Genomic DNA, 14,486 nt, shown 5'->3' with positions numbered 1-14,486 from the left:
TCTAGCTATTCTTTCGCGACGGATATTGTTTTCATACACAGCTATCATACTGATTACCCGTGGGTTAAAGAGTATCGTGGTGGGTTTATGGATACTATTGCTGATCACAGCATCCTGGAATATGAAATGGATACCAAGCGACAGCCAACCATTGATTTTGATAAAATAGCCAAGCAGGCCCTTGCATTTATCGACATGAAAAAGCCTAAGTTAGTTGTACTTGCCGACGATAATGCACTCAAGTTACTCGGTCCAACGCTCGTAGAACAGGAAGTCCCCTTGGTGTTTCTTGGCATCAACGCTAATCCCAGACATTATATTAGACTAAATAAAAATGTATCTGGAACATTAGAACGTCCATTGCTTAAACGTTCCATCTTAATGTTACATGATCTTTTTCCCGAGATGAAAAAACTTAAAGTCTTGATGGACAGTAACCCTACCTCCTATGCCATATTAGAAACCTCTTTCGATGATAAATTTCATCAAAAAATTTCCGGAGTGGAAGTGGAGATATCATTGGAGAAGACTTTTAATGATTGGAAGATAAACACTGAGTCATTAAAAGACAATCATTACGATGCCCTTATCATAGCAAACTATGCGGCATTGACCGATGATCAAAAACAAAATGTCAGTCTAGATGAAGTTAGTGAGTGGACCAGCAAAAATACTCCTGTGCCCCTATTCGCTTTCTGGGGTTATTCGATTGGAAAAGGGAAAGCCATAGGTGGCCTGATCATCAGTGGGGTACAACAAGGAGTCGACGCAGCCAAAAAAGTGAATCAATATTTTATGACAGGTAAGCTTCCTGCTATTACTACACCTGTTAGAGGAAGCTTAATGTTCAGTGAATATGAACTCAAACGTTGGGATATCGAAGCCAAGAGTAAGATACTCAATAATAGTTTAATTTTAGAGTGACAAATTAATCTTACTCTTTAAGATCCGCTTCTTTAAAAAATTCGACCTCGCTCAGCAAGTTATCTATGGCTTGATCGAAACTGTCTAGACTTTGCTGCTCCATATAGGTTTTCAGTTTTACGATCAGATCTTTACTCAGTTCGATATGAGACTTCTTCTGTCGTTTCTTAATCTGAGATAGCTCTTTGCGTACCATTCTCCAACCATAGTCACTAAAATATCGATTCAAATTTTGGTTTAAGCGCGTCAAGGGATGGATAACACTTGCCAGATTTTTTCTCTCTTGTGTGACTTGTTGTAATAATTCCACCAGCGAAATATATTCTTTATTCTGTTTCTCATCTGCCGTTGCGACACTGGTACTAAACCAATCAGACTTCTGAGCAATTTCAGCCGGGTGAATAAGACGATAGATGAGAGGCAAGGCAAACGTGAGTTCGTCCACCTCCAATAACAATAATTTCCTTCCAGCTTTAGGTGATTCACCGTGATAGACCCATGGATGTTTGTAGTTCATCTTACTCCTTTCTCATCTTATTCTTTTTTTATGACTCTTATCTATGTTCATTTTTAAGAGTCAGTAATTTATTCTACTCATCAGTAATCGAAATGCTAGTAGAGGCCTCTAATCATGTCAAAAGCTATAGTATGGTGCAACCATTATTATCAGGTTATAGCTATACAATATAAACGCTTATTTTGTATCATTATTAATCTTTTTACGGCGTATAGAGTGGTTCAACCACTCTATAGTTCTGAGAGTGAATTCCAGTCAATACTCTCATTCATATAAAATTCACTGTACATTTTTCAATCTAAAATGTCTGTTAAAAGGTAATTGCAGTAAATACACTTTATGGAAATGTACTTGTCCAGGTACTAGAGTTCGAGTGTGAGTAATAATGACTTCAATATTGTTAACTTTAACCGGATGTATACCGTGAAATTTACCTGTGATCATTGAATCAATAAGAGTGAATAATCTTCCAACAAGCACAAATTAGATGACCGGTCATCAACTGCCTAACCTTCCATTTGCCCTGTTCTATTTTCATCCAACAATAATAGTGCGCCATTAATTGGTTTAAATCTAACCTAAATATACTACTACCAGTGATAATGACGATTATCACTGGTAGAGAAGCACGTCAAAAGCTATAATTTATGTCTGTTTCCAAGGAAATATCCATATTTAATCATGAATAAGCTCAGCATAAATCAGAATCATCGGCAGCAAGTCACTGGCGACAAGAGTTTCTTCGAGGAGCAGGAACTGCCCATCTCAATCTTTGACGATTTTAAGAGTGCGGCCAGTGAGACTGAATATGAAGTGGCGCCCAATACTCGCCGGGTCTATCGTTCTAGCTTCAATATTTTTACTCAATATTGTCAGCATCATGGTTTGAATAACCTACCCGCGGATCCACGTTCGGTGATCTCATTTATTGGACACCAAAAAGAACAAGTACATAAAAAGACAGGGGCCCAATTCTCTAAACAGACTATCACCACTCGCTTAGCGGCGATCCGTTTCTATCATATTCAGGCAGGTTTTCATTCGCCAACTGAGCACCCTCTGGTGATCCGAGTTATGCGTGGTTTAAGTAGAAATAAGCATAGAGTGATAACTGATTATGATCAGCAACCCATCATGTACGATGAACTCGAATTACTGTTACAAACTATAGACAAGCAAGGGCAAGAATTAACTAAGGCTCGTGATAAGGCCATTATTCAACTGGGTTTTCAAGGCGGGTTCCGTCGTTCTGAACTTGCAGAAATCCAAGTGAAGCACATCAACTTTCTACGCAATAAATTGAAAGTGAGACTGCCCTACTCTAAGAGTAATCAGCAAGGACACAGGGAGTGGAAAGATTTACCCGGGTCTGAACTGTTCTCGGCGTTCGGAGCCGTTAAACATTGGCTGGATGTTTCGCAATTATCACAAGGTCACCTTTTTCGTTCCCTGTCTCGAGATGGTCAGAGCCTCAGGCCTTACTCAGTGGTTAATCAAGCAAATTTAAATACCGATGAAAATCCCCCACAACTCAATCGAGGTTTTTTACGTGGCGATGATATTTATCAGATGATTAAGAAGTATTGTAGTAAAGCGGGTTTAAGTCCTGAATTTTATGGTGCCCACAGTTTACGCAGTGGTTGCGTCACTCAGCTCCATGAAAACGATAAGGACCATCTGTATATTATGGCGCGCACCGGTCATACGGATCCTCGCTCACTCAGACATTATCTAAAACCAAAAGATTAGTCATAGTCTTGCACGCATAATAAATACCGCTTATAACATTACAATAAAATGGTTACACCACTTTATTGTAATGTTATTTAACTGGCTGACTTATATGGTAGATTTAACTAGAAATTGCTCGATATCAACGCGTCTGAGCAGATTAAAATTAATATACTCAGCTATTCACTATTCAATACAACAAGCTCGATGCTTCAAATCTTAAAAGTAGTAAAAAAAAGCGAAGCTCTAGGCCCCGCTTGTTTTTACTCTACTCTTTGTTCACTTAAAACTTTCTGCTTCCATTAAAACTTCTTCAAGTAGCTATCTACACTGGCTTGTTCACGAGTCTTTAGCTTGACACAATTTTTCACTTTCTCATTGAGTTTAGCTAAAGTGCGTTTAAACTCAGGGGATGCTTCAAGCTTAGCTTCGAAGAAACTGTTAGTCTTTTCTAGCACGTCGAGATCACAACCCGTACCTGTATAGTTAGGTAATTTGGCCACAGAAAAAGGAGGTATCTTAGCTTTTACTGCCTCGAAATTACTGTATATCCAGTCTCTAAATAGGGCTTCTCGAGCATGAGTATTAGTTTGACCACTCATTATATAGCGAAGATCCGGAGAGTTTAACTTGTCGGTTAAGCTGTAATCCAACATGGCTTTTTGTTGTTTTGGCTGGGCCACATAACCTAGGGCATTCAACAGTTTTGTGCGTTTCTGTGGGTTTTTCGTTGTTTCAACCCCCCCCTTAACCTGTTGAATTAACGCATTATCACCAAAATATATCGCGATCTGAAGTTGAGTGCCAATGAGATAAGTATCGACAGATTTATCGCCGGCCAAATAGGCCTGACTTGCCGCCTTAGCATCACGGATAATGGCCTTATCTTTCCCTTCAAATGCTAAGATAGCGATAAGACTAGGACGCAGTTTACTTATCTCGATGTTCTCGCCTGGCGTTGCAACCAAACCATATTTTTCGATAGCCACTTTTGCCTTAGCACTGATAAATTTAGCCCAATCGGCCTCGTTACTTTGGTCGATAAAGGTCGTCTTCTGGATTTGTAGGTAACGCAGCGCCGATGAAACAATTTGAGGATGAGCATCATCGATAAACTCGCCTAATATGGCCAAGAGATCACCGGCTGAAATAAAGCCACCATCAAGTAGCGCATCGGCAGATGAGATAAGCGCCTTGCGCTCTCTCGCCGTCAACTGAGTTTTTGCATTGGCAAGTAAGTGTGCTAATTGCCTGTCATCCAATAACCAACGGTAATAACCCATGGCATCGGCATCCGGATAGATCCAATCAGGGCTAAATTCAAGATCTAAGGTTTTTGTTTCACTGTCGAGCAATATGGTAGTCGATACTATCTTGTCGCCCTTACCATATTTTATAGACACAGGCACAACCCAAGTCTGAGCTGGAGCCTTGCTGCCTTCAAATACAAACCTTTGCTGAGAAAGCGTCAAGGACTGACCGTTAATGTCCACCGTAATTAAGGGGTATGAGGATTGCTCGATAAAAGTACTTAATACCTTACCCACATCTTTGCCCGAAGCCTTAGATAAGGCATTCCAAAGATCATCAGCCTGGGTATTTTTAAAGGCATTATCTTTGATGTACTGACGGATACCTTGCTTAAAGCTCTCTTCACCAATCCAGTTCTCAACCATAGACAAGACGGCAGAGCCCTTGCTGTAAGCTAGTCCTAAGCCATCCATGATATCGGCTTCAGTCTTAATTGGCTTACGAATAGGCTTAGTCGATAGGCGTGCATCCATACTCATTACACGGTTTTTTGATAAACGTAGATCCGATTCAAATTCAGGATGTAGCTGATGGGTAACTTTAGCAGCCATCCAGCTTGCGAATGCTTCGTTTAGCCATAAGTCGTTCCACCATTCCATAGTCACTAGATTACCGTACCATTGATGGGCAAGTTCATGGGCCACAACAGAAACTGACGATTGTTTAGTATTTTGATTCGCGCTCTGTTCATCCAGAAGCAAAATATCTTCTCTATAGGTCACCATCCCGGCGTTTTCCATGGCACCAAAAGGGAACTCTGGCACAGCAATCGAATCGAGTTTCTTATAGGGGTAATTGACACCAAAATATGACTCTAAAGCGCCGAGAATAGCTGGCATCTCTTTAACAGCATATTGAGCCAGATCTATTTTACCTTTGGTAGTGATCACTCGACCTGGGATCTTCATCCCTTCTATGGTCACCTCTTCAAATTGACCCACAGCATAGGCGATCAAATAGGAAGGTAATGGCTTGGTCTGAGCAAATACGTGAGTCGTTAACTCGCCTTCTACCTTAGTGCTCACCACAGGAGTATTACTGTAAACCTTTTCCTTGGATGGTGAAGTAATGGTGATCTGAAATGGGATCTTATATTCTGGCTCATCAAATACTGGGAAACTGCGACGAGCATCGCTCATCTCAAACTGAGTGAATAGGTAAGGTACACCGGCATCGACCGTCTTATACAAGCCTACAGATTGACGATTGTAAGGCGCGGTAAAATCGAGATGCAGGCTATAGCTGCCAGGCTCTATATCCTGTTCGCAGACAAGGTTAACGATACCTGTATCTAACATTTTCGCCGTCATTTCACAGGCTTGATCACCAGAGAGTTGAATATTTTTTGCCGTATAATCAACCCCATTGAGCTGAATGACCTTCGTCTTTTCAAGTACTTGGATCTTGATATCGGTACTGCCACTAAAATTATCTTTAGTAGGATCTAAAGCTAAGCTAACTGCTTGGGATACAGGCTTTGTTTGCTTACTTAAGACAAACTCATTTGCCTGAATTACTCCACTGCTTAGTAGAGACATTGACACCAATCCGGTGGCCATCACTCGATACATATCCATTCCTTTATTTCTACTGTACTGAAATTATCTAAGTTGTTAAACGAAACGCTGACAAATAAACAAGCAATATGTGGGGATTATCTCCACATAAAAATCACGACGATTAACATAAGTGACGTGATTTTAACAAAATAGATAAAGGTAAAGCTATAGCAGAAACCTAGAGTTACAACTTGGTGCGATCAGAATGGACTCTTACATTCAATCGTCATTGGCACACCTGAAACTGGATGTTCGAAACATAGTTGAGATGCATGTAACATCAATCGGCTAGACATAAAATACGCCTCATCCGTTGCATACAGATCGCAGCCCAGTATAGGGTGTCCTATATGTTGACTGTGTAATCTCAGTTGATGAGTGCGTCCTGTGACTGGCTCAAATTCAACCCGAGTCACTTGACGATGCCCCGCTCTGCCATCATCGAGAAAAAAGTTATCACCATGACTCTGAGTAAACCTGGATAGGACCTGAAATTGTGATTGGGCTGGCTTACCTGTAGCTTTGCAAAGCTTCATCAGTGGGAAGTTATCAATATCTTTTGCTATGCCGCAGTCTATTAAATCTGAGTCAGGCTCTAAGTTGCCATGGAGTATGGCCGTATAACGCTTGCTGACTCGCCTATCACTGAACTGCTTACATAAGAGTGCATTAATCTGTTTATTCATGGCAAGTAGCATGATACCGGAAGTGCCAAAGTCCAGTCGATGGATCAAGGTACAAGTCGGAAAATCCTGAACGAGTCGATAATGCACTGAGTCGATATTCAATGGATGCTTTCCCGATAGACTCAGTAAGCCGCTAGGCTTATTGATCACTAAGATATGTTCATCCCGAAAGAGTATATTAATCTCATCGAGACATTTGGGTACGATAAAAGGATCTGCTTGTGGCTGCATAATGGCTATCAGTTACTGTTGTTAGTTATTAATGTCAAAGCTGAGAGCGGATATTATACCAATTTCGTTCCTAGCTTGCAGTCACCAAGACACACCGGATGCTAGCTAAAAATTTTGTGCCCAAGGACATTTTGAAATCTAGTTGAAGCCGCTTACTTTAGAGGTATTGTTTAATGCTTTTGTTTAATTTAGGACTGGTATTACGCTCAATACCAAGCTGTACCTAAGCTGAACGCGCCAGCTAAAATAGACCTTTGTATTAAATACTCACTAGGCCAAGCTCACAAAAATGTTAATATCGTTATCAAATGACAAGAGCTATGGAATCTAGATGTTAAAACGTACACTCATCATATTAAGTGTGTTATCACTGCTATTCATCTTCATGTTGTCAGCTTTCAACTCTAAAGGCTACATGTTAAAGACGCAGTTAACCCTTAACGGTGTACAGGTGGGACCCACTGAAATAAAGCTTGAGAACGGTGAAACTAGCGAGTTTCCTCTGACTCTAGAAGATTTTAATTTTATTCGTTATACCTTATCTGAGAACCAAGACCAAGTAGATCTCACTGCTCAGCTAATTTTCCGCCAAGGTGATTTTCGAAATACCAATACCTTACCCAGTTTCTCTCTGATCCCTGATGGACAGCAGGCATCCATGGAATATAAGGCCGAAGCAAATGGTCCAAATATACATTGGTCCGTTACTGTGGCACCCACAGAGTAAGACCCTATAAAATGAGAGAATAAAAAAGCCCTGACTTAATCATCCGGGCTTTGTATTTTTTACTCATGGTAATGCTTAGAGTCAGCGTTAATTATTCAATGTTTATAACAGACAGTTAACTACAAAGCACTAATGACTTGCGGTTAACGACAAACCACTAAAGGCGCTATAGCCCCTAAGCATGATGTGGTACATACCAGATTGACTCACACTGATGGAACAGGTCTCTGTGTTACCATTTTTATAAGGACGACAATCGTAGGAGCCAGTCGTTGGTGCACTGCCCGCTTTCACATACAGATCGGCATCACCGCTGCCACCAGTAGTACTCACCGCGAGTTGTGATCCCGCCTCAACATAGACTTTGTAAGTTTGTTCAGAGCCCGTAGCCCCACTGAGTCCTGTCACAGCAACACCATTGGTTAAACAGTTTGCATCGGTGCAGTTTCCGCCACCACCTCCACCAGTTGAATAGCTGGCATTAAGGCTAGCGTTAGAATAAGTACTGTAACCATGGACCATCACGTACCATTTACCCGCAGCTGGATTGTTGAAACTACAAGACTCGCTATTTCCGGCTTTATAGGGACGACACTGATAACTTGTCTGAGTGGGTTGACTGCCCTGCTGCACATAGATATCCGCATCTCCACTGCCACCAGACAAAGTCACTGCTAATGAAGTTGCACCAGCAGGCACATCGATAAAGTAGTTACTCTCGGAGCCCGTAGTCCCACTCGTGCTCACACTCTGGTTATTCGTCAGTTCAGTTTCATCCACTGGACAATTATTACCACAACCCCCACCAGCACCTTCACCTTCCAGTGCAAACAATAACTCGTTAGGTGAGCCAGATTTTGCATCGGTTACCTTACCAGAACTGGCTCTTGAAGAGAGTAAGGCATCTACCTGTGAAGGAGTAAGCGAGGGAGTTTGATCCAGATAAAGTGCTGCTACACCAGCCACATGAGGCGCGGCCATTGAGGTACCACTGATAGTATTAGTCGCAGAGTTAGAATTGTACCAGGCAGATGTGATGCTTGATCCCGGTGCATAAATATCTAAACAGCTACCGTAGTTTGAGAAACTTGAACGACTATCACTGCTGGTTGTTGAGCCAACGGTAATCGCATCCACGGCCCTAGCAGGCGAGTAGTTACAAGCACTACTGTTATCGTTACCCGCGGCGACTACGAAGGAGATGCCCGCAGCCACTGCTGCATTCACCGCATCGTCAGTCGCTTGAGATGCTCCGCCCCCTAGGCTCATGTTGGCAACCGATGGGCCTTGAGCATTATTCTTTACCCAGTTGATCCCTGAGATCACCCCTGAGTTACTGCCCGAACCGCTACAACTAAGTACTCGAACGCCCACTACGCTGACATTTTTAGCAACACCATAGGTAGAACCGCCTATAGTACCGGCAACGTGAGTACCATGACCATTACAGTCAGTGGCATCATTATCGTTATCAATAAAGTCATAACCACTGCTGGCACGGCCACCAAATTCATTATGAGTGGTCAATACGCCGGTATCGATAACATACGCTGTGACACCGCTACCATCGAAATCGTAATGATAGTTACCGTCTAAAGGCAAGTCCCGTTGATCAACCCTGTCGAGTCCCCAAGTCGGGCTGGCTTGATCTCCCGCAGCGCTAACCATAGGGCTAATGGACATCATCTGATCTTGTTCTATGTACTTGACGTTGGGATCACTTCGAAGCGCCATCACCTCTTTCTTTGTCGCACCGATAAGAACGCCATTGAGCGCACTACCGAAGTTTTTCTTCACCTTAATATTAAAACGGTTGGCTAGCTGATCAGCTTGCTGAATCGCATAGCTTTGGACAGACATTTGATCAGAAAGATTAAGCACACTGGGTGTGTTGAACACCACAATATAGGTATCTTTAATAGCACGTGATTGTTCGACCTCAACCAACTGTGCTTGATACTCTTGTGCTTGAATAGAGACCGATGCTAATCCTGCAGTGACCGCTATTGCTATCAATTGTTTCTTATACATGGTTTAACTCCATTTTTATTAATTGTGCCTCAGGGGCATAATTAACCTAGTTCATTTAATGAATAGGCGTAATAAGAGTATAAAAAACAAGCATAAGCCGAGGCGAGTTTAACGTAACAATCTCTTTACATAATTAAAGATTATTGAAACCACACATAGATTAATGAAATAAATACCCCTTTCCATGATAATGAATCTAATTGTCACTATTTATAAGATAATGTAATATAATGCCTGATAAGTAATTGATTTATTATACGGCTAATGTTTACATCATTTTAACATCACTATTTTGATAACAAGTCTAAAATATCGACATATTACTTCGTTTTTACTAGTACCAATTAACTTGGTAAGCAAAAAGTATTAATCGTGTTATTTTATACTAATCAGTGTTAGTTAGGTGCTTGAGTTTAAATGTCAATAAGGTTATATGGAAGATGCGGGTGGGTGGTTCAGGCACAATAAACTGAATATAAGAGTACTTCTATCCAGTTTATTTATTCATGACAATGAGGACTGATAAGTTATAATCAGTTACTGATTTTATAAGCTTAGCCATTATCAACTTGTATTTTATATAACCCTCTCGTAATAAACCAATTCCAGATCGCCCAGTGGATCTTTGTGAATGCCTTTCTTAAGAAAGCTCATCCCTAGTTTCTCCATAATTTTAATCGAACCTAGGTTTTCTTCGAAGGCGATGGCCGAAGCCTTGTTAATCTTATTAGGTGCGGTAACCACATCCATCACCGCCCTTGCCGCTTCAGTTGCATAACCTTTACCCCAGGCAGCTTGTTTAAAGCGCCAGCCAAGTTCAAGGTTGTCCCACTCAGGCTCCTCATTGAAGAAATCCATGGGTCTAACCAATATCCAGCCCAGATATAGATGGGTCTCTAAAGTATCAGTCGGTTTAGCCGTTACCTTCCAGATCCCCCAGCCTTCGTCCTCATTGGCATAGCTCTCGAGTCTAGGGATAGAGATCTGACAAATGTCTTCCATAGTTGCCTTGTGCCCGCCATTGATATAAAGCATCACATCTTCATCTTGATCAAGCTCGAACAAGGCTTCGGCATCCTTACGAGTCATGAAATCAAACTCGAGCCTGTCAGTATCCGGAATTCTCATGTGTTACTCCTCTTTAGTCTTTACTGCTCTCTAAAGTAAGCATAAAGCATTTAACGCAACATTGGATTTAGCGAACAAAATCCCTGTGTTTTGTTCCAAGTATAGTATGCCCTATAGCCATTTCTATGATCCTGGCTATGCTCAATACATCTTCCCTATATGCATTGTTTATGCGCACTTTATGCAAAATTAAAAATATAACCCCGAGATATTTTTAACCTTTATTCGAAATGGTGCATATAAATTCACGCTAGATATCTGATACAGCTTGAGAACGGGCTAGAATATACTCAAATGATCAAATCCAACTAAACTTAACTACACATCTTGAGTCATGGTCAGAAGTTAATGCACAGTCCAACAGAGGAACTGCAGCACCTAGTCGATGTTATTGCGGCAAGTGTTGCCATCGTAGAACAAAAGCAAAACAAATCAGGTAAGGGGACAAAATTTCGCGTGGTCGCCCATAATGAACTCTTTCTGCGTATGCTGGGAAAAAGCAAACCGGGAAAAGTAATTCTCAAAACTTGCCTATTGGATAGCTTAACCTCGACTAGCGTTTCACAAGTTTTTAATACTTACTTACCACAAGTGTTCTCGTCCCTAGAACCCATAGAGATAGAGCAAACATTTGAATTAACCTCTGAGTCACCTTGGTGGCGACTATTTTTAAACCCGATGGAAAGTATGCCTAATCAACTCCAAAGGGTGATGATCATAGGTATTCATATGAGTGATAAACAGGAGTTACAGAGTGAGGTGAATAATGCGAGCGCCAGATTCAGCTCAGTCATAGATGCCGCCTTCGATGGCATTATCACAATGGACGATAAGCAAAATATCCAACTATTTAATCATGCGGCGGAAAAGATTTTTGGCTACAGCGCCGAAGAAATAATAGGCCAGAGTATCGCTAAGCTCATGAAAAAAAAGTTTAGGGCAAGTCATGCTGATTATATAAAACAATTTACAGACTCTGATATTCAGTCAAGAGACATGTTATCTCGAGTCATGATATCGGCAGTAAGAAAAGATAACAGTGAATTTCCAGTTGAGATAACCATATCCAAAATATCAATTAATGGGAATCTTGAGTTCACCGCAATTATAAGAGATATATCAAATCGAATTGCCTTTATCGAAAAGCTACAACATCAGGTGAATACAGATAATTTAACCGGACTCAATAATCGAAATCGTTTTGAGGGACAACTCAATGACACCCATCATCAATATAAACGTTTTGGCCATAATTTCTCTGTACTAATGATCGACCTAGATAGATTCAAAGTCGTGAACGATACCTACGGTCATCTTATTGGTGACAAGGTATTACAAGAGTTTGCTAAAAAAGCACAAGATGTATTAAGGGAGGTCGATATATTAGCCAGATTTGGCGGTGAGGAGTTTATTGCACTGCTACCTAATACTAAAATTGAAGCAGCTAAAGAGGTCGCCAATCGTATTCGAGTTTGTATATCCCAGCAAATGGTATTGAGTGAAAACCATGAAGCAGTCACCTTTACCGTTAGCATAGGTGTTGCTGAGATTGCAGCAGATGATGATACTGAGTCTATAGTGAGACGAGCCGACGAAGCTCTTTATCGCGCCAAAAACAGTGGCAGAAATCGAGTGTCAGATTGACGTTAAAAGCAAAGAAGCTGTCATCCCGGACTTGTTCCAGGATCCAGCTTTATCTTACCCAAAGAGATCACCCTGTGATCGTCAACTTAGCCCCATCAACCCACTGTCTCTTTCACCTATCAGCTATTTAAGTCTTTATGCAACTCTTCATACATCAGATCTCTCATCTTAAACTTTTGAATCTTGCCAGTTACTGTCATCGGGTATTCAGTGACAAACTTGATGTAACGCGGCACCTTAAAGTAAGCGATTTTTTCAGTGAGGAAGTGACGGATCTCATCTTCTATTTCCACGCAGCCAGGACGTAGCTTGATCCAGGCGCATACCTCTTCGCCATACTTGTCACTCTGTACACCAAATACGGCGGCATCTTGTACGTCGCCATGGGTATAGAGCTTTTCTTCAATCTCTCTAGGATAAATGTTCTCACCGCCGCGAATGATCATATCTTTGATACGGCCGACGATTTTAACGTAGCCTTCGTCATCCATCTCACCGATATCACCCGAGTGTAGCCAGCCTTGATTATCGATAGTTACCTGAGTCTTCTCTACATCATTCCAATAGCCATCCATCACGCAATACCCTCTTGCACATACTTCCCCCGCCTGATTAATTGCCACTGTTTGACCCGACTCATCGATAATTTTAACTTGGGTATGGGCCATGGCGCGGCCAACAGTAGTGACACGCTTGGAGAGCGGTGCATCAATTTCAGTAATATGATTAATAGGGCTGGTTTCTGTCTGGCCATAACCAATCAACACCTGTTTCATGTACATTAAATCTTGTACCCGGAGCATTACTTCCTCGGGACATGTCGCCCCAGCCATGATACCGGTACGCAACGAGCTTAAATCGAATTGCTTAAAGCAATCGTGCTCTAACATGGCAATAAACATGGTCGGCACCCCATGAAGTCCGGTGCACTGTTCACTTTCAACGGCGGATAACGTAGCCTGAGGCTCGAATGACTCACTAGGAAATACCGCAGCCGCGCCTTTGGCTATACACACCAAGTTGCCGAGTACCATGCCGAAACAATGATATAGCGGTACAGGAATACACAATTTATCTTCACTAGTGAGCTTCATGGCCTCGGCGACTAACAAGCCATTATTGAGGATATTATGATGACTCAGTGTCGCCCCTTTAGGGTTGCCAGTCGTCCCTGACGTGAATTGAATATTGATGGCATCACTGGCAGTTTGGCTAGCAGCAAGAGAATTTAGCCTTGCATGGTCATTATCGACTAAGGGGCGTTTTATCTGATTGAAGTTAAACATGCCTGGCGACAAGTCATCACCCATGCGGATCACAGATTTTAGCTCGGGCAGTGCGGAACATGTTAACTGACCTGGCTCATTGGTTAATAGCTCAGGGGCTAGCTCATAAAGCATCTCTATATAGTGGCTGGTTTTAAATTTCTCGGCGCAGATAATAGCAATACAGCCTACATTCGTAAGTGCATAATACAGTTCTTCGGGGCGGTAAGCTGGGTTAATACACACCATGATGGCGCCAATCTTGGCAGTAGCAAACTGAGTCAGGCACCACTCGATATTATTGGGAGACCAGATCCCTACTCTATCTCCAGGATTAATTCCCAGTTCAAGCAAGCCAATAGCCAATTCATCAATATGCTGCTGATATTGCTTATAAGTCCAACGCACATTTTGATGCTTTACAACAACTGCCAAGTTCTCTGGATAACGGCTCGCGATACCATCAAAATAGGTTCCTATGGTTTGAGACGCCAAAGGCGTATCTATCGGGCCTGAAAATTCGCTCATTGATAAAGGACATGAAAAGCTCGGGGATGGGCAATCGCTCGGACTAGAATCGACAACATCTAACATTAGGCCTCCTTGCACAGTTTATGATTTTTAATCGTTCACTAATGAACAACTTACTTGAATTGAATTAAATCTTAAACATAAATTAATCCGTTCATGCTGGAAAAGCGAAAAGAAAACCATGAGTATGGATTGGTACTT

General features: G+C 41.7%; 10 protein-coding genes. 4 read left to right on the top strand and 6 right to left on the bottom strand.

The annotated features are described in order from the left end of the window. The first annotated feature begins 87 nt into the window (after positions 1–87). On the top strand, positions 88–924 hold the full coding sequence (locus sps_RS04360) for an ABC transporter substrate-binding protein (protein WP_077755545.1): 837 nt from the start codon (positions 88–90) through the stop codon (positions 922–924). Positions 925–934: 10 nt separating this feature from the next. Here the strand turns inward: sps_RS04360 and sps_RS04355 are convergent, their stop codons facing one another. Next, on the bottom strand, positions 935–1,441 hold the full coding sequence (locus sps_RS04355) for a hypothetical protein (protein WP_077751412.1): 507 nt from the start codon (positions 1,439–1,441) through the stop codon (positions 935–937). A 681-nt stretch (positions 1,442–2,122) separates the two neighbouring features. On the opposite strand from sps_RS04355, the gene sps_RS04350 reads away from it, so the two are divergent. Then, positions 2,123–3,190, top strand: a complete 1,068-nt coding sequence (locus sps_RS04350) for a tyrosine-type recombinase/integrase (protein ID WP_077751411.1) — start codon at positions 2,123–2,125, stop codon at positions 3,188–3,190. Positions 3,191–3,474: 284 nt separating this feature from the next. Here sps_RS04350 and sps_RS04345 read toward each other — a convergent pair whose 3' ends face one another. Both sps_RS04345 and sps_RS04340 read right to left on the bottom strand, forming a co-directional pair. Further along, complete coding sequence (locus sps_RS04345) at positions 3,475–6,054, bottom strand: M1 family metallopeptidase (protein WP_077751410.1); 2,580 nt, start codon at positions 6,052–6,054, stop codon at positions 3,475–3,477. Between the two features lie 188 nt (positions 6,055–6,242). After that, positions 6,243–6,959: an RluA family pseudouridine synthase gene (locus sps_RS04340; RefSeq protein ID WP_077751409.1), complete on the bottom strand. Its 717-nt coding sequence runs from the start codon at positions 6,957–6,959 to the stop codon at positions 6,243–6,245. 331 nt (positions 6,960–7,290) lie between these two features. Here sps_RS04340 and sps_RS04335 point away from each other — a divergent pair, with 331 nt between their 5' ends. Beyond that, a complete protein-coding gene (locus tag sps_RS04335) occupies positions 7,291–7,686 on the top strand; it encodes a hypothetical protein (RefSeq protein WP_077751408.1) in 396 nt (131 codons plus the stop codon). A gap of 129 nt (positions 7,687–7,815) precedes the next feature. Here the strand turns inward: sps_RS04335 and sps_RS04330 are convergent, their stop codons facing one another. Further along, a complete protein-coding gene (locus tag sps_RS04330; RefSeq protein ID WP_077751407.1) occupies positions 7,816–9,717 on the bottom strand; it encodes a S8 family peptidase in 1,902 nt (633 codons plus the stop codon). Between the two features lie 576 nt (positions 9,718–10,293). After that, on the bottom strand, positions 10,294–10,845 hold the full coding sequence (locus sps_RS04325; protein WP_077751406.1) for a GNAT family N-acetyltransferase: 552 nt from the start codon (positions 10,843–10,845) through the stop codon (positions 10,294–10,296). Between the two features lie 348 nt (positions 10,846–11,193). On the opposite strand from sps_RS04325, the gene sps_RS04320 reads away from it, so the two are divergent. Then, entirely contained in the window at positions 11,194–12,489 is a 1,296-nt protein-coding gene (locus sps_RS04320; RefSeq protein ID WP_149027213.1) for a diguanylate cyclase, read from the top strand. Positions 12,490–12,608: 119 nt separating this feature from the next. Here sps_RS04320 and sps_RS04315 read toward each other — a convergent pair whose 3' ends face one another. Then, entirely contained in the window at positions 12,609–14,348 is a 1,740-nt protein-coding gene (locus sps_RS04315) for an AMP-binding protein (protein ID WP_077751405.1), read from the bottom strand. Positions 14,349–14,486: the final 138 nt, after the last annotated feature.

It is taken from the genome of Shewanella psychrophila (assembly GCF_002005305.1).
Classification (GTDB): Bacteria; Pseudomonadota; Gammaproteobacteria; order Enterobacterales; family Shewanellaceae; genus Shewanella; species Shewanella psychrophila.
The sequence above is the reverse complement of the archived record's forward strand: the minus strand, read 5'-3'. Positions and strand labels throughout refer to the sequence as shown.